Here is a 15,953-nt window from a genome sequence, read left to right as displayed (position 1 = left end):
GCTGGATTATTTCGTCAACTTGATTTATTTAAATGCGGCATTCATGTCATTCGCTTGCCGGCCAGCTGTGGCGCTTGCGATACTGCCGTCATGAAATCCACCGTTATCCGCCCGGACGCCCTGACCGTGTCCGGCACCAACCTTGAGCACGCGCGTTCGCACAACCGCCGCGCCGTGTTGGAAACTGTGCGGCTCAACCGCCAGTTGACGCGGGCGGACCTTGCCCGTTTGACCGCGTTGACGCCGCAAACCGTGTCCAATATCACGGCCGAATTGCTGGACGCCGGCATGCTGCTGGCAGGCGCGCCATTGCGCGGCGGCGCGCGCGGCCAGCCTGCGGTGCCGCTCAGCATCAATCCGGATGGCGCATACTCCATCGGCGTGCAACTCGATCATCAGACCATGATCGCGGTGGTGTCCGATCTGGCCGGCCGAGTCCGCGCGCGGACGGAGCGGGCGGTCCATCGGCCCGATCCTCAGACCGCGCTGCCCTTAATCGCGCAGATGCATGATGAATTGAGGCGCGCATCCGGACTCGATTGGACGCGGCTGCTGGGAATGGGCTTTGTCATGCCGGGGCCGTTTGGCGTGGAGGGCATGACTTCGGTCGGGCCCACAACTTTGCCCGGCTGGGAGGCGGTGGATGGCGCATGGCTCAGCCGCCGACTGGGCTTGCCGGTGTTGTTGCAGAAGGATGCCACCGCCGCCGCCATCGGCGAGCGCCTGTACGGCATGGCCAGCGAATTGCGCAATTTCATCTATCTATTTATCGGCACAGGCTTGGGCGCCGGCTTGTTTCTGGATGGCCGCTTGTATACCGGCGGCCGCGGCAATGCCGGCGAAGTGGGCCACATGATCGTGCAGCCGGGCGGCCACCCTTGCGAATGCGGCAATCGCGGCTGTTTGGAGCGCTATGTTTCGCTGCGGGCGCTATATGAAACGCTGGGCGTGGCCGATGGCGAATTGGCTACCCCGGCGCACCTGTCCGGCCTGCCGATTGCGCAAAACGGCGAGCGCTGGCTGGATAGCGCGGTGGGGCCGTTGCGTCAGGCGGTGAATATCCTGGAGTCGCTGTTGGATATCGAGGCCGTGGTGATCGGCGGCTTGCTGCCGCCGGATTGGCTGAATGCATTGGTCGAGCGCCTGCATCCCTTGCCGGTATCGATTCGCCGCCACGACGGCGAGCGGCTGCGGCTGGGCAGCGCTGGCCGCGATGTGGTGGCCTTGGGCGCGGCGGCGCTGCCCATCTTCGATGAGTTCAATCCGCAGTACGAGGTATTGCTGAAAAACGGCCGCGGTTGACCGGCGCGCGTCGGCAGATCCATCACGATCCGGAGGAGACGAGAATGGCATTGCGATTCCTGTTCAATCACTTGGGTTTTGAAACCGGGGCGGACAAGAAGGTGCTGTTGCAGGGCGAGGCTGGAGCCTGCGTGGACGGCGTGGCGGTGCTGGACGAAGCGGGGCAGGTCGTGCTGCGCTGCCCCCTGCATGCGCTGGGCCCGGCAGAGGGCTGGCCGGACTGGCATTACTGGCAGGCCGATATCGGCGCGCTGAGTCGGCCTGGCGTCTATCAGTTATGGCTGGAGGGTATTACGCCGCCGGTGGTGTCGGCGCCGTTCGCGGTGGCGGATGGGCTTTACGGCCCGGCTTTGCTGTCTGACTTGCTGTTCTATTTCAAATCTCAGCGCTGTAGCGGCCTGTACGACGCCGCGGACCGTGCCGCACCGGAAGAAGGTGGCGGCGAAAGGCGCGATGTCCACGGCGGTTGGTACGATGCCTCCGGCGACTGCTCCAAGTATCTGAGCCATCTGTCTTACGCCAATCATCTGAATCCGCAACAAACCCCGCTATTGGTGTGGAACCTGATCCGTGCCCGGCAGGCGCAGCCCGGCCACGGCAAGTGGTTTGACGAACGGTTGGTGGACGAGGCCTTGCATGGCGCGGATTTTCTGCTGCGGATGCAGCACCCCGACGGCTATTTCTACCAGACGCTGTTCGATGGCTGGAGCAAGGATGAGCGCAAACGCAGCTTGTGCGCCTACGCTACGCAGCAAGGCTTGCGCTCGGCGGCGTTTCAGGCTGGCTGGCGCCAGGGCGGCGGCATGGCCATCGCCGCGTTGGCGGCCGCCTCGCGCTTGCCGCGCGATGGAGAGTTTGCCCGGGAAACCTATCTGGAAGCGGCGCGGCGCGGCTTCGCCCACTTGCAGGAGAGTGGCCAGGCGTATCTGGCCGACGGCAGCGAAAATCTGATCGACGATTATTGCGGCCTGCTGGCCGCTTGCGAACTGCATGCCGCCTGCGGCGAGGCCGAGTATGCCGATGCGGCCGCCGAGCGCGCGGCCTGCATGCTGGACCGTCAGCACGATGCCGGCTGGTTCTGGCTGGATAACGAGCGGCGATACAGCTATTGCCACGCTTCCGATGCCGGCTTGCCTTATTTGGCATTGGCGCGTTATCGGGAAGTCTTGCCGGAGGGGCCGTATGCGGCCGCGGTCGAACAGGGCTGGCTGTATGGCCTGCTGGGCGAATTGGAGCGCACGGCGCGGGCGGGCAATCCTTTCGGCTACCCGCGGCAGTGGGTGCAGCGGCCGGGCGAAGAGGCGAGTTCGAGGTTTTTCATGCCGCAGCGCAATGCCAGCGGCTACTGGTGGCAAGGCGAGAATGCCAGGCTGGCGTCGCTGGCGGCGGCGGGCTGGCAGGCCGTGCGGCATTGGCCGGAGCATGCGATTGCCTTGGGCGGCTATGCCCAAGCGGCGGTGGACTGGGTATTGGGCCGCAATCCATTCGATATGTGCATGTGGCAGGGGCATGGCCGCCGCAATCCGCAATACGAGCCGGGCTATTTCAACGCGCCGGGCGGCGTGTGCAATGGCATCACCGCCGAGCCGGGGCGGGATGACGGGGTGGCTTTTTTTCTGCCGGAGCAGACGGACATCAGCCAATCCTGGCGCTGGAGCGAGCAGTGGCTGCCGCACGGCGCCTGGCTGTTCCTGGCGCTGGCCTTGCGTCAGTCCTGAGTGACGCAGGGCAATGAAAAACGCCACCGTTTGAACGGTGGCGTTTTGTCCGGCGAGCAGGCGGATTACTGGGCGCTGCTGCGCGGGCCGCGGTTGCCCTGGTAGCCGCCTTCGCGGCGCTGGCCTTGGTAACCGCCTTCGCGGCGATTGCCCTGATAGCCGCCACGATTGCCGCCATTGCCGCGACGATCGCCGTAACCGCCCGGCTTGCCGTTGCGACGCGGGCCGCCCTTGGACGGGCGACGAGTCGGCTCCATGCCTTCGATCACGCCTTCGGTGATGGAACGCTTCAGGTATTGCTCGATGCGGCGCACCTTGTGCGACTCTTTCGCTTCCGCCAGGGTGATGGCGGTGCCGTCGCGGCCGGCGCGGCCGGTACGGCCGATGCGGTGCACGTAGTCTTCAGCTTGCTTCGGCAGGTCGAAGTTCACCACGTGGGTGATGGTCGGCACGTCGATGCCGCGAGCGGCCACGTCAGTGGCAACCAGCACCTTGATGCGACCGCGGCGCAGGTCGTTCAGGGTGCGATTGCGCCAGCTTTGCGGCATGTCGCCGTGCAGGCAGGCTGCGGAGTAGCCCTGATCGGACAGCTTGTCGGCCAGCTCTTCGGTATACGCCTTGGTGGCGGAGAAGATCACGCACTGGTCGAAGCCGGATTCCTTCAGGATATGATCCAGCAGGCGATGTTTGTGGTTCAGGTCATCCGCGTACAGCAGGTGCTCGTCAATGGTGCCGCCCGAGGTTTCGGTGCGGGCGATCTCGATGCGCTGCGGTTCGCGGGTCATCTTTTCAGCCATGCGGCCGACGATGCCGTCCAGCGTGGCGGAGAACAGCACGGTCTGACGGGTTTCCGGCGTAGCCTTGACGATGGCTTCGATATCATCGATGAAGCCCATGTCCAGCATGCGGTCGGCTTCGTCCAGCACCAGCATTTCCAGGCGGGAGAAGTCGATGCGGCCAGAGCGCATGTGGTCCATCAGGCGGCCCGGGGTGGCCACGATCAGATCGATCGGGCGGGACAGGGCGCGAATCTGGAAGCCGAAGGAGGAGCCGCCCACCAGGCAGGCTGTCTTCATCCAGCGCAGGTCCTTGCCATATTCCAGCGCGTTCTTCTCAACTTGCTGCGCCAGTTCGCGGGTCGGGGTCAGCACCAGTACGCGCGGGCCTTGGCCCTTGCCGGTGGAGCGTTCCGACAGCTTGGTCAGCGCGGGCAGCAGGAAAGCGGCGGTCTTACCGCTGCCGGTTTGAGCGGAAACCAGCAGGTCGCGGCCAGCGATGGCGGCCGGGATGGCTTCGGCTTGAACCGAGGTCGGGGAGGTGTAGCCGGCAGCTTCCAGAGCGCGCAGGATGGTCGGGGCGATGCCCAGATCGGAAAAGTTCATGTATATCCTTTCAGGCCGGATGATGCCGGCGTCACTTATAGCCAGATTTCGTGGCGGTTATACGGCGCCTTTGGGCCGTAAATCATCGGCACTAACCTGGCAAGCGGCGAACAGCGGTCCAGTCGAAAGCGACATTATTGCTTGGACGAAGCCTGGAAAGGGTCAGGGACGATGAAAACACACTCGGGCAGAGGCGTGGTGTGGGTTTGCCCGGTGAAAATGCAAGAGAGCGGACTATACGGTAAATATTGCCTCGTGGCAATAGTTTTTCGCAGTTTGCAAAGATAAGTGTTTGATTGTGTATGGCTTGGTTTCTCGCTTTCATGAAAAAAACGGCAGCTTCGGCCGAAGGCGGGCGTTCTATGGGGGCATCGGCCGCTGTGAGGCGATGCCGCCTGAGTCAATCTCAAGGCGGCGAGCGCCGGCTTGGGCGAGGGGGCGCCGTTTGCTACAATGCCGCCTTTTTTGTTTCGCAAGGAATCATGGGAATGCAATACGCTGTGCAGCGCTACGCCGCCACCCGGCCCTGGGCCAGACGGATCGCCCAGCTTTACGCGCAGGCCATTCAGGCCGCCGAGGCCAGGGCGCAGATGAAGGATGTGATCAAGCGGGAGCTGGAGCGGGCAGCGCAGGTATTCGACATTCCCCAGTCGGCCATCGTGACTGAATTGGCATTGGCGGAAGCGTGGGGGCATTTCGCGCGCCATGGGCGCGTAGTGTCGCATCTGGACGCGGCGCTGGCCGGCGCGTTGGCGCATACCCGCCAGCCAGGCAACCTGCCGGATACGCTCAGCCTGCCAGCCGATGCTTTCTTTCTGCATGTGCCGTGCGAGGGCGGCGCTTTCATCACGCATCAGCCGGAGCGGCGCGCCCTGTTGCTGACTTTGGTGCGGATGGGTTTTGCGCCGGATGGCGTCAACTGGCTGCAGGCGGCGGATCAGGTTGAGTTGGTGCGGGTGGAGTATCCGGGCGAGTTGGCCCCGCAATTGAAAGAAGTGGCGGCCGAGTGGAATGGCTTGTTGGCCTCGGTGTTGAATGGTTTGGCGATGATGACCCAACCCAAGCTGAAGCTGGTTCGGGAGTGGGAATCGGCGGCGCCGTCGGAATGGTTGGCGGCGGCTGCGCATCCTAGCTGCGCCAAGACCCGGCAGAAGGCGCGCGGCCAGTTGTTGAAGGCGGGGTTCGGCGAGATTACCTTCTGCCGCGTAGAGGATTTGCCGGCTCAGGCGGAGTATGGGGCGCAAGGTTATTGGCGCCGCCAGTCTTTTGGCGAGGACAAGGCGCATTCGCGCCTGGTGTGGGTGGCGCCGCGCTAGTGCTGGTTGGCGTTTGCGGGCGATCCGCGCTGCAAGCGTCAACCGTTCCTAATATTCATTGAGCAGGCGGCGGACCAGTTCGCGCATCTGCTCGATATCGAATGGTTTCTCGCAGCAGGCGGCGATGCCGGCGTCTTCCAGATCCTCCTGGCTGGCGGGTTCGTTCTGGCTGGTGATCATCAGCACCGGGGTGCCCGGTTGCAGCTGGCTGTCGCGAACGTAGCGGGCGAAGTCCAGGCCGTCCATGCCGGGCATGTGGAAGTCGGTGATGATCAGTTTGAACGGCTCCTGCTCCAGGTACGGTATGGCGGTTTCTGCGCTGGCGGCTTCGCAGAAGTGTTCGAAGCCCAGCTTCTCCATCACTTGGCGGATGTGGTGGCGCGAGGTCTGGCTGTCGTCGACGATCAGCACGCTCATCAGCGCCATGTCCGCATCGACTTCCGCGCCCAGGGTGGCGCAGTTGATGAAGCTCATGACGCTTTGCATCGCTTGGGCTAGCTGAGGGCCATCGAAAGGCTTGGGCAGGATCGCCAGGCTGCCGGCCTGGCGTATGGTTTCCAGGCGCTCCGGGTTGGTTTCGCTGCTAATCAGTATGAAGGGCAGGTCATAGAGGTCCGAGCTGCCGCGCAGTGTCTGTACCAGATCGCTGCCTGTCATGTCCGGCAGGTGGTAGGCGCTGATCACCAGATTGGGACGGCGTTCCCTGGCCTGGCTGATCAGTTCCTCTCCCGTCGCGTGCACTTCAACTTGACGCGCTCCCAGTTCTTCCAATGCCTTGGTGATGATTTGGGCTTGTACCGGCGATGGTTCCGCCAGCGTGATCAACAATTCTTCCAGGGCCAGCATGGTCCACTCCCACTTTTCCCTGACTACATTATTGACGGTTTTGGCACGATTTGGCGCGGTGGGCAAGCAAAATCCTTGCATGAACCCCTGAATTTGCCGTTAAGGCGGATGAGCGGCAAGTTTTGCCGCTGTGAAACGACACAAGTTTGCCGTTTTGCGATCCATTCTTTGTAATCAATGGCTTGGCTGGATGATTTTTCCTGGCACGGTTCGTGCTTAATGGTTGCCGTCAGTCAGGAGACGTTCATGTTAGACAAGATTGCCCACTATTTCGATTTCCAGCAGCGCGCGCTGAATCTGCAGGCCTATCGGGCCGAAGTGATAGGCAGCAATGTGGCCAATGCGGAAACGCCGTATTACAAGGCGGTGGACTTCGATTTCAAGGCAGCCTTGCAGGCGCAGACGGAGCAGCAGGGGCGCTTGTCCTTGGCGGTGACCGACCCGCGCCATATCGCCAGCGCGCCGGAAGGCTCGGCTGCGGTGCCGCTGCAGTATCGCAGCGCCGTGCAGCCTAGCCTGGACGGCAATACGGTGGACATGGATGTCGAGCGCGGCGCGTTTGCCGACAATGCCTTGCAGTATCAGACGACGCTGGCGTTTTTGAATAAGCGGATCGGCGGACTGAATGCTGCGATCCAGGGTAACGGCACGGGAGGTTAGGCTTAAATGTCCTTGTCGAATCTGTTCAATATTTCCGGGTCGGCGCTGTCGGCGCAGTCGATGCGGCTTAATGTGGTGGCGAGCAACCTCGCCAACGCGGAAAGCGCAACCAGTTCCACCGGTCAGCCGTACAAGGGACGCCATGTGGTGTTTACGGCGGTGCCGGTGGATAGCGCGCAGCCTCAGGTCGCAGGCGTGCGCGTCACCTCCGTGGTGGAAGACCAGACGCCGCCGCGTCTGAAGTATGAGCCGGGCAATCCGCTGGCCGATGAACGCGGCTACGTGACGATGCCAAATGTGAATGTGGTGGAGGAGATGGCGGACATGATCGCCGCCTCCCGCGCGTATCAAAACAATGTCGAAATGATGAACACAGCCAAGACCTTGCTGCAGAAGACCTTGCAGCTTGGCCAGTAAGCTTTTCCAGGGAGATGGCCATGGCCACTAGCGGCAGCTTCAACTACGGCAATTTGAACAACCAGCCGGCGCCGGGCGCTACCAGCATTCAGGCGGCCAACGGTTCGGCCGGCGGCAATGCGCAGTCGGCAAGCAGCGCGCAAAGCATGCAGAGTAATTTTCTGACCTTGCTGACCGCCCAGCTGAACGCCCAAGATCCGTTGAATCCTATGGACAACAGCCAGATCACCAGCCAGATGGCGCAAATCAGCCAGGTGGCCGGCATCCAGTCGCTGAATCAGACCATGCAGCAGCTGGTGAATGCCCAGAGCGCCAATCAGTCGATGATGGCGGCCAGCATGATAGGCAAGAACGTGCTGGTGGCGGGTAGTAGCTTGCAGACGCCGGCTGCAGGGCAGACGACGCAGGGCGGCGTGATGCTGAATGGTCCGGCCTCGTCGGTGCAGATCAATGTGTTGGACAAGAACGGCAACGTGGTGGCGACCCAGTCGATTGCCAGTCCGGTGAACGGGATGAATACCTTCACTTGGGACGGCACCGACGGCAATGGCAATGCCCTGCCCAAGGGCAATTACACCTTCCAAGCCAAGGTCAATCAGGCCAGCGCAGGCGGCACGACCGCGGCGACTGCGTACAACACGCAGCAGGTTCAGGCTGTATCGTGGGTGAATGGCGCGCCGATGCTGGTGCTGCCGGGCAATGCGCAGGTTTCGTTGTCCAGCGTGGCGCAAATGTCCTGATTCGCCGCCCTGCGGTGACATGGTTAGAGTTCAAGGAGTACGAAAATGGGTTTCCAGCAAGGTTTGAGCGGTCTGAACGCGGCGTCGGTTCAGCTTGACACCATAGGCAACAACGTCGCCAACGCCAGTACGGTGGGCTTCAAGAGTTCACGTACCGAGTTTGGCGACTTGTACGGCCAGACTTTGTATGGCATCACCTCCACGACTCCCGGCATTGGCGTGCAGGTGCAAGGCATCACGCAGAACATGACCAATGGCAATATCGAGACCACGGGACGCAGCCTGGACCTGGCGATCAACAATAGCGGTTTCTTCATTGTCCAGACGCCTAATGGCAATCAGGCGTATACCCGCAATGGCGAGTTTCAGGTGAACAACCAGGGTTATATCGTCGGTACCTCGGGCAATTACCTGCAGGGTTGGACGGCAAACGCTTCGGGCGGGATTTCCTATGGTCCGGTGGGTAATCTGCAGCTGACCAATACATCGATTTCCCCGGTGCCGACTTCCAAGCTGTCCTTGGCGGTGCAATTGAATTCAAACAGCACGACGCCGACCGGTACTGGCATTCCGCCGTACAATAACCCTGCGGTGAGCACGTCGTACAACTGGAGCAATAACCAGACGGTTTACGACAGCCTCGGCAACTCCCATCAGATGGTGTTTTACTACACGCTTACCTCGCAGGCGGCAACGGGCAATACTTGGACGGTCAACGCCTATGTCGACGGCAATCAGGTGACGTCGACCGGCACCTATCCGCTGACATTGGGCTACAACACCAATGGTTTGTTGTCTACCGTCAACGGCGCAGCGCCAGGCGCCGTGCCGCTGTCGTTCACCATTGCACCGCCCAATGGCAGCTCCGCCTCGACATCGCAGACCGTCAACGTCAACTTCGCCAATTCCACGCAGATCGCCCAGCAATCGGCGACGTTGTCTGCCACTCAGGACGGCATCGCGCCCGGAACCTTGCAGAGCATCAATATCTCCAGCAACGGCACCATCCAGGCCAGCTTCTCGAATAGCCAGACCAAGACCATAGGCCAGGTGGCACTCGCCAACTTTGTGAATCAGCAAGGGCTGCAGGCGATGGGCGGCAACTTGTGGTCGGAAACGAATAACTCCGGCACGCCGACCACCAACGTGCCTGGCACGGGCAATACTGGCACCTTGTCCGCGGGGCAGGTAGAGGACTCCAATGTCAACCTGACCAACGAGCTGGTGAATATGATCACTACGCAGCGCTACTATCAGGCCAATGCGCAGACGGTGAAGACGCAGGACACGCTGATTCAGACCCTGCTGAATATCTGATCGACCCACTAGAGACTGAAGCATGGATCGAGTGCTGTTTCTGGCCATGACTGGCGCCAAGCATGAAATGTGGCAACAGGCCACCACTTCAAACAACCTGGCCAACGTCAACACCAATGGCTTCAAGGCCGACTTGGCGGCGTTTCGTGCGCTGCCGGTGCTGGGCGATGGCGCGCCCACCCGGACCTATGTGGTGGACAACACCATCGGCTTCGATGCCAGCCAGGGCAGCTTGCAGCATACCGGCAATCCGTCCGACTTCGCCTTGGGTTCGCCGGGTTTCTTTGCCGTGCAGGGGCCGGATGGCCAGGAGGCCTATACTCGCGACGGCGGCTATGTGCTGGATCCCAATGGCCTGATGCGCACCCGCGCCGGCTTGATGATCATGGGCGATGGCGGCCCGATCACCGTGCCCGCCGGCTCGCAGGTGCAGCTGGGCGCCGATGGGTCGGTGCTGGCGATTCCGCTCTCCGGCACCAATCGCACGCCGCAACTGGTCGGCCAGATCAAGATGGTCAACCCGGGGCCCAAGGATGTGTACAAAGGCGAGGATCGTTTGTTCCACGTCAACGGCGGGGGCACGCTGCCGGCCAGCGCCGATGTCAAGCTGGTGCCGGAAACGCTGGAGGCGTCCAACGTCAATTCGGTGGATGCGCTGGTGCAAATGATTTCGCACGGCCGGCAGTATGAAATGAATATCAAGATGATGCAGACCGCGCAACAAAACGATCAGCAGGCTGCGCAGTTGTTGTCGATGAGCTGACGACAAGCAAACGAATAAAGAAATAGGTAAACCGCCATGATGCGCGCACTGTATATCGCCAAAACCGGCATGGATGCCAGCCAGTTCCAACTGGATGTGGTGTCCAACAACCTGGCCAACGTCAATACCATAGGCTTCAAGCGCAGCCGGGGCATATTCGAGGATTTGTATTATCAGACGCTGCGCCAGCCCGGCGGGCAGCTGGCCAACGGCAATCTCTTGCCGTCCGGCCTGCAGGTCGGTACCGGCGCGGCGGCTGTCGCCACTACCCGCATTTTTGCCCAGGGCACGCCGCAACAGACCGGGCAGCCGCTCGATTTGCAGATCAACGGCGACGGCTTTTTCCGAATCCTGCAGGCGGACGGCACCACGGCCTATACCCGCAATGGCCAGTTTCAGCGCGATCCGAACGGCAATATCGTCACGGTCGATGGCTTGCAGCTGAACCCGAATATCAATATTCCGGCTACCGCGCAACAGATTACGGTCTCGCCCGCAGGGGTGGTGCAATATACGTTGGCCGGCGCCACCGCGCCGCAAACGGCCGGCACAATCTTGCTGACGACCTTCATCAATCCGCAGGGCTTGCAGAGCCTGGGCAATAATCTGTATCTGCAAACCGCCGCTTCGGGCGACCCGCAGGATGGCAACCCCCAGACCGATGATCGCGGCACTATCCAGTCCGGCTTTTTGGAGTCGTCCAACGTCAATGTGACCGAGGAATTGGTCAATATGATCACTGCGCAGCGTTCTTACGAAATGAACTCGCGCGCTGTGACGACGGCGGATCAGATGCTGCAGAAACTGAGCAGCATGTAATGCAGCTTGGCGGCCTTGGCCGCTTTGGCAGGAGCGAGAGTATGAAGATCAAACTGGCGATGATGGCGACTGCCATCATAGTATTGTCTGGTTGTGCAGTGCAGGAGCCGCAACTGGTGCAGGGGCCGACCACCGCGCGGCCGCAACCTAAGCCAGTAGGCTTGCCGGCCAATGGCTCCATCTTCCAGGCCGCCAGCTATCGGCCGATCTTCCAGGATGCAATGCCTATCCAGGTGGGAGATACGTTGCAGATCACTATCCAGGAAAACTCCTCGACCTCGCAGTCGGAGCAGACCACCGATACCCGGACCTCGTCCCTGACCTCCGGCATCAATGCCGGCCTCAAGATTCCTTTCTTGCCTTCCGGGCTGGCGAGCGGTTTGGGGGGCACCAGCTTCAACGGCACGGGCTCCGCCAACAATACCGGCAAGGGTAATAGCCAGGTTGCTACCACTTTTGTCAGTTCGATCACCGTCACCGTCATCGATGTCTTGGCCAATGGCAATCTGGTGGTCAGCGGCGAGAAGCAGGTGAGGATCAACAGCGACACCGAGTCGATCCGCCTGTCCGGCGTGGTCAATCCGCGCGATGTGGCGCCGGATCGCACGATTTCATCGTTGAAGGTGGCGGACGCGCGCATCGAACAGCAAACCAAGGGGAACAACCGTCTCTACAATGAGCCAGGCTGGTTGTCCAAGTTCTTCATGTCGCTGCTGCCTATCTGATGGCGGCGGCGGGAGTGGCGTAATGAAAAGATGGATTGTCATGGCCAGCTTGTTGCTGGCCTCGCTGCCTGCGCTGTCCGCGCAGCGGCTGAAGGATATCGCCAATGTCGGCGGCGTCCGTCCCAACCAATTGATCGGCTATGGTTTGGTGGTGGGCCTCGATGGCAGCGGCGACAAAGTCACCTCGTCGCCGTTCACCGGGCAAGCCATGATCAATATGCTGAATCAACTCGGCGTGCAAGTGCCGCCAGGCACCAAGATTGATCCGAAGAACGTGGCTGCGGTGTCCCTGACCGCCACGCTGCCGCCGTTCGCCAAGCGCGGCCAGGCGCTGGACGTGACCGCTTCGTCGATTGGCGATGCCAAAAGCCTGCGCGGCGGCACCTTGCTGCTGTCGCCGCTAAAGGGCGCGGATGGCCAGATCTATGCGATGGCGCAGGGTAATGTGGTGGTGGGCGGCGCTGGGGCTTCGGCTGGCGGCAGCTCCACCCAGATCAATCAACTGAGCGTGGGCCGTATTCCGGCCGGCGCCACGGTGGAGCGCGAGGTGCAAACCGCGCTGGGCGACGGCGAGTTCATTCATCTTGAACTGCAGGATGCCGACTTCACTACGGCTAACCGCGCCGTCCAGGCCATCAACAAGGTGTTTGGCGCGGATACCGCGCGCGCGGTCGATGGCCGGCTGATCGAAGTGCGGGCGCCGTTCGACAACAATCAGCGGGTGCAGTTTCTGTCGCGGATGGAAAATATTGCCGTCGACCCGGCAGATGTTTCCCCCCTGGTCATCATCAATGCCCGCACCGGCTCCATCGTGATGAATCAGGCGGTGACGCTGGGCGCCTGCGCCGTCTCGCACGGCAATCTGTCGGTCACCATCAATAATACCCCGCAAGTCAGCCAGCCCAATCCCTTGTCCGGCGGTAAGACTACTGTCACCAATCAGGCCGACATCACCATCAACAGCACCAGCGGCAAGGTGGTGGGTTTGAAGGGCGGCGCCAATCTGGCTCAGGTGGTCAATGCGTTGAATGCGCTGGGGGCGTCTCCACAGGATCTGATTTCCATTCTTCAGGCGATGAAGTCGGCCGGCTCGCTAAAGGCCGATCTGCAAATTATCTAATCTTTGGCATGTTTCTTGCTTTTTGTTAAGTCAAGGAGCGGGATATGACGATGAAGTTTCAGGGCGTTTTGCCGCAGGATCCGCTTAGCCACACCCTGGCGGCGGACCCGACCGGCATGCAAAAGTTGAAAGCGGCGGCCAGCAAGAATCCGCAAGCGGCAGCGCGGCAGGCAGCCTCGCAGTTCGAGGCCTTGCTGATGAATACCATGCTGAAATCGATGCGGTCGGTGCGTTTTGACGAGGAGGAGCCCTCTAATAGCCTCGACACGTTCCAAAGCTTGTCGGACCAGCAGATGGTTCAATCCTTGTGCGAGCGCGGCGGATTAGGGCTGGGCGACATGATCTACCGGCAGTTGGCGAAGCAATCCGGCTTCAAGCCGGATGCCAGCCAGATGGCGGCGTTGCAGAGCAATGGCCCGGCCTTGACCGCGCAGCCTGCCGGCTTGCGCTCCTTGCAAGCGTATCAGGAAGCGCAGGCGGCGTCGGCGCAGGCTGGCGTTCCGGCAAGCGGAAGCAGCCGGGAGTTTGTGAGCGGCTTGCTGCCGCACGCTCGCCAGGCCGCGCAGCAACTGGGCGTGGCCCCGGAGTGCGTGGTGGCGCATGCCGCGTTGGAAAGCGGCTGGGGCAAACGCGCCATCCGCAATGCTGATGGCAGCGACAGCCACAATCTGTTCGGCATCAAGGCTGGTTCCGACTGGCATGGCAAGACCACTACCATCGTCACCACCGAATACAGCGGCGGCGTGCCGCAAAAAAGGCAGGAAACCTTCCGCTCCTATGGTTCCTACGCGGAGGCCTTTTCGGACTACGCGCAGCTGCTGAAAGGCTCCTCGCGCTATCGCAATGTATTGAACCAAGGCCAGAACATGTACGGATTTGCGCAAGGCCTGCAATCCGGCGGCTATGCCACCGATCCGCGTTACGCGCGAAAACTGGTCGATGTGGCGGCGTCGCTGGCGCAGCAAGTGGCGCGTGTTTGATCAAGTCCGGCGCGGCGCTGCCGATAAAGGACTAGGGAGAAGTTAATCATGGCTATCGTTGGCGCGGATATTTTCGGGATTGGAGTGAGCGGATTGAATGCCGCTCAGAATGGCTTGTCGGTGACCAGCAACAACATCTCCAATGTCAGCACCCCGGGCTACACCCAGGAATACACCACTCAGGCCAGCCGTCAGCCCCAGTTTGCTGGTTTTGGCTACCTGGGCCAGGGCGTCGACGTGACCAGCGTGCAGCGTAGTTATAACCAGTTTCTGGCGCAGCAGCTGCAGGGCGCGCAAACCAATAGCAGCTTCTACACCACGCAGTATCAGCAGCTTGGGCAGATCAACAATATGATCGCCGACTCGACGCAAAGCCCCAGCCCGGCGCTGCAGGACTTCTTCGGCGCGATGCAGACGTTGACGCAGCAGCCGTCCTCTTTGCCTAGCCGCCAGACGGTGCTGAGCATGGCCCAGGCGCTGTCCACCAAGATCACTTCAATGAACAGCCGTTTGGTGCAAATGCAGCAAGGGGCCAATGGCCAGATCACGACCTCGATACAGAGCATCAATGCCTTGGCGCAGCAGATCGCTTCGCTGAATCAGCAGATCGGAGCAGCGACCGGCGGCAACCCCAATCCGCCGCAGGGCCAGCCGAATTCTTTGCTCGATCAGCGCGATCAGGCCGTGCTGCAGTTGAATCAGTTGGTGGGTGCCTCGGTATTCAAGCAGAGCGATGGTTCTTATACGGTTTACATCGGTAGCGGCCAATCGCTGGTTTCCGGCAACACCGTCAACCAGATGGGCACCCAGACCGACCCGAATAACCCGTCCAACGTACAGGTCGGCTTCACCAATGGCAACGGCACGCTTACCGTGTTGTCCGATAGCCTCTTCAGCAGCGGTCAGTTGGGCGCCTTACTGAACTTCCGCGACAACGCGCTGGCGCAAACGCAGAATCAGCTCGGTTCCATGGCGATCAACCTGTCTGCGGCGATGAACTATCAGAATAAACTGGGTATGGACTTCAACGGCCAGCCCGGCGGCCCCATCTTTCAGGATTTGTCGGCGTATGCCAACAATCCGCAGTATGCGGCCAGTCAATTTGCCGTGGTGATGTCGGACCCGGCTAAGCTGGCCACGGCGTCGAACCTGGTGCCCACCGGCACGGCAGGCGGCAGCGGGACGGTGATGAGCGGCGTGTGGTCTACCTTGCCAGGAACGTATACTGCCGGCCTGAATACGACGCCGCCGACTTTCGCGCCGATTGCGCAGCACCCTTCCACTGGCTTGACCAGTATGACCGTCACGGCGGCTGGTGCACCAGTGACCATGACCGCCACCATAGCCGGCGCTAATCCCGGCGGGCCGTATAATGTAGTGGTCGATCCATCATTGCCTAATAGCTACAAGCTGCAGACGACGGCTGTTCCGCCGGTCGATGTCGGCATCGGTTTCCAGTTGTCGAGTTCGCCGGTCAATGGTCAGACATTTACGGTGGGACCGCAAACGCCGGGCACGCAGTCTCTGGGCGATGGCAACAATTTGCGTCAGTTGACCGCGCAGCAGAACCAGAGCTTGGTGAATAACCAGTCGTATCAGACCTATTATTCGACTCTGGTGGCATCGGTGGGCAACCAGACCAATACTTCAAGCCTGCAGAATACGGCGGCGCAGGCCTCGTTGCAGCAGGCCACCACCAATAATTCCAACGCCACCGGGGTGAATCTGGACCAGGAGGCGGCAAACCTGATCAAATATCAGCAGTCCTACCAGGCGTGCAGCAAGGTGATCCAGCTTGCCCAGACTACGTTCTCCAGTATTCTGAACATCATGTCTTGAGGCAGTTAG

At 61.1% G+C, this 15,953-nt stretch carries 15 protein-coding genes; 13 read left to right on the top strand and 2 right to left on the bottom strand.

The genetic code is table 11. The features are described 5' to 3' along the window. Positions 1 to 90 precede the first annotated feature (90 nt). Both JHD59_RS04675 and JHD59_RS04670 read left to right on the top strand, forming a co-directional pair. Positions 91 to 1,302 (top strand): ROK family protein, encoded by a 1,212-nt coding sequence (locus JHD59_RS04675; protein WP_199153331.1) that lies wholly within the window; start codon positions 91 to 93, stop codon positions 1,300 to 1,302. A 44-nt stretch (positions 1,303 to 1,346) separates the two neighbouring features. Beyond that, positions 1,347 to 3,020: a glycoside hydrolase family 9 protein gene (locus JHD59_RS04670; RefSeq protein ID WP_233163895.1), complete on the top strand. Its 1,674-nt coding sequence runs from the start codon at positions 1,347 to 1,349 to the stop codon at positions 3,018 to 3,020. 65 nt (positions 3,021 to 3,085) lie between these two features. On the opposite strand, the gene JHD59_RS04665 is transcribed toward JHD59_RS04670, so the two are convergent. Next, positions 3,086 to 4,402, bottom strand: coding sequence for a DEAD/DEAH box helicase (locus JHD59_RS04665; protein ID WP_103318979.1), 1,317 nt, complete (start codon positions 4,400 to 4,402; stop codon positions 3,086 to 3,088). Positions 4,403 to 4,890: 488 nt separating this feature from the next. Between JHD59_RS04665 and JHD59_RS04660 the strand changes: the two genes are divergently transcribed. Then, positions 4,891 to 5,718 carry a hypothetical protein gene (locus JHD59_RS04660; RefSeq protein WP_199153330.1) on the top strand — a complete coding sequence of 276 codons (828 nt, stop codon included), beginning with the start codon at positions 4,891 to 4,893 and terminating at the stop codon, positions 5,716 to 5,718. 48 nt (positions 5,719 to 5,766) lie between these two features. Here the strand turns inward: JHD59_RS04660 and JHD59_RS04655 are convergent, their stop codons facing one another. Continuing rightward, a complete protein-coding gene (locus JHD59_RS04655) occupies positions 5,767 to 6,564 on the bottom strand; it encodes a response regulator (protein WP_158248720.1) in 798 nt (265 codons plus the stop codon). A gap of 246 nt (positions 6,565 to 6,810) precedes the next feature. On the opposite strand from JHD59_RS04655, the gene flgB reads away from it, so the two are divergent. Genes flgB through flgK form a run of 10 tightly spaced genes read left to right on the top strand, consistent with a single transcriptional unit; the run spans position 6,811 to position 15,944 of the window. Next, the gene (gene flgB, locus JHD59_RS04650; protein ID WP_199153329.1) at positions 6,811 to 7,224 is read left to right on the top strand and encodes a flagellar basal body rod protein FlgB; all 414 of its coding nucleotides are present in this window, start codon (positions 6,811 to 6,813) and stop codon (positions 7,222 to 7,224) included. A 6-nt stretch (positions 7,225 to 7,230) separates the two neighbouring features. After that, on the top strand, positions 7,231 to 7,641 hold the full coding sequence (gene flgC / locus JHD59_RS04645) for a flagellar basal body rod protein FlgC (protein WP_199153328.1): 411 nt from the start codon (positions 7,231 to 7,233) through the stop codon (positions 7,639 to 7,641). A 20-nt stretch (positions 7,642 to 7,661) separates the two neighbouring features. Next, complete coding sequence (locus JHD59_RS04640) at positions 7,662 to 8,381, top strand: flagellar hook assembly protein FlgD (protein WP_199153327.1); 720 nt, start codon at positions 7,662 to 7,664, stop codon at positions 8,379 to 8,381. Between the two features lie 45 nt (positions 8,382 to 8,426). Continuing rightward, entirely contained in the window at positions 8,427 to 9,698 is a 1,272-nt protein-coding gene (gene flgE / locus JHD59_RS04635; RefSeq protein WP_199153326.1) for a flagellar hook protein FlgE, read from the top strand. A 22-nt stretch (positions 9,699 to 9,720) separates the two neighbouring features. After that, entirely contained in the window at positions 9,721 to 10,461 is a 741-nt protein-coding gene (locus JHD59_RS04630; protein WP_199153325.1) for a flagellar basal body rod protein FlgF, read from the top strand. Positions 10,462 to 10,497: 36 nt separating this feature from the next. Then, positions 10,498 to 11,280 (top strand): flagellar basal-body rod protein FlgG, encoded by a 783-nt coding sequence (gene flgG / locus JHD59_RS04625; protein ID WP_199153324.1) that lies wholly within the window; start codon positions 10,498 to 10,500, stop codon positions 11,278 to 11,280. Positions 11,281 to 11,321: 41 nt separating this feature from the next. Then, positions 11,322 to 12,005 carry a flagellar basal body L-ring protein FlgH gene (locus JHD59_RS04620; RefSeq protein WP_199153323.1) on the top strand — a complete coding sequence of 228 codons (684 nt, stop codon included), beginning with the start codon at positions 11,322 to 11,324 and terminating at the stop codon, positions 12,003 to 12,005. Between the two features lie 22 nt (positions 12,006 to 12,027). After that, positions 12,028 to 13,125: a flagellar basal body P-ring protein FlgI gene (locus tag JHD59_RS04615; RefSeq protein WP_199153322.1), complete on the top strand. Its 1,098-nt coding sequence runs from the start codon at positions 12,028 to 12,030 to the stop codon at positions 13,123 to 13,125. A 44-nt stretch (positions 13,126 to 13,169) separates the two neighbouring features. After that, positions 13,170 to 14,105 (top strand): flagellar assembly peptidoglycan hydrolase FlgJ, encoded by a 936-nt coding sequence (flgJ, locus tag JHD59_RS04610; protein WP_233163894.1) that lies wholly within the window; start codon positions 13,170 to 13,172, stop codon positions 14,103 to 14,105. 48 nt (positions 14,106 to 14,153) lie between these two features. Continuing rightward, positions 14,154 to 15,944 (top strand): flagellar hook-associated protein FlgK, encoded by a 1,791-nt coding sequence (gene flgK / locus JHD59_RS04605; RefSeq protein ID WP_199153321.1) that lies wholly within the window; start codon positions 14,154 to 14,156, stop codon positions 15,942 to 15,944. Positions 15,945 to 15,953 lie beyond the last annotated feature (9 nt).

It is taken from the genome of Chromobacterium sp. ASV23 (assembly GCF_016428945.1).
Classification (GTDB): domain Bacteria; phylum Pseudomonadota; class Gammaproteobacteria; order Burkholderiales; family Chromobacteriaceae; genus Chromobacterium; species Chromobacterium sinusclupearum.
Note: the sequence above shows the minus strand (reverse complement) of the source record. Positions and strands in the feature narration are given on the sequence as shown.

Coding starts and splice junctions, on each gene's coding strand:
- JHD59_RS04675 (WP_199153331.1), top strand. CDS start 91: ATGAAATCCACCGTTATCCGCCCGGACGCCCTGACCGTGTCCGGCACC.
- JHD59_RS04670 (WP_233163895.1), top strand. CDS start 1,347: ATGGCATTGCGATTCCTGTTCAATCACTTGGGTTTTGAAACCGGGGCG.
- JHD59_RS04665 (WP_103318979.1), bottom strand. CDS start 4,402: ATGAACTTTTCCGATCTGGGCATCGCCCCGACCATCCTGCGCGCTCTG.
- JHD59_RS04660 (WP_199153330.1), top strand. CDS start 4,891: ATGCAATACGCTGTGCAGCGCTACGCCGCCACCCGGCCCTGGGCCAGA.
- JHD59_RS04655 (WP_158248720.1), bottom strand. CDS start 6,564: ATGCTGGCCCTGGAAGAATTGTTGATCACGCTGGCGGAACCATCGCCG.
- flgB (WP_199153329.1), top strand. CDS start 6,811: ATGTTAGACAAGATTGCCCACTATTTCGATTTCCAGCAGCGCGCGCTG.
- flgC (WP_199153328.1), top strand. CDS start 7,231: ATGTCCTTGTCGAATCTGTTCAATATTTCCGGGTCGGCGCTGTCGGCG.
- JHD59_RS04640 (WP_199153327.1), top strand. CDS start 7,662: ATGGCCACTAGCGGCAGCTTCAACTACGGCAATTTGAACAACCAGCCG.
- flgE (WP_199153326.1), top strand. CDS start 8,427: ATGGGTTTCCAGCAAGGTTTGAGCGGTCTGAACGCGGCGTCGGTTCAG.
- JHD59_RS04630 (WP_199153325.1), top strand. CDS start 9,721: ATGGATCGAGTGCTGTTTCTGGCCATGACTGGCGCCAAGCATGAAATG.
- flgG (WP_199153324.1), top strand. CDS start 10,498: ATGATGCGCGCACTGTATATCGCCAAAACCGGCATGGATGCCAGCCAG.
- JHD59_RS04620 (WP_199153323.1), top strand. CDS start 11,322: ATGAAGATCAAACTGGCGATGATGGCGACTGCCATCATAGTATTGTCT.
- JHD59_RS04615 (WP_199153322.1), top strand. CDS start 12,028: ATGAAAAGATGGATTGTCATGGCCAGCTTGTTGCTGGCCTCGCTGCCT.
- flgJ (WP_233163894.1), top strand. CDS start 13,170: ATGACGATGAAGTTTCAGGGCGTTTTGCCGCAGGATCCGCTTAGCCAC.
- flgK (WP_199153321.1), top strand. CDS start 14,154: ATGGCTATCGTTGGCGCGGATATTTTCGGGATTGGAGTGAGCGGATTG.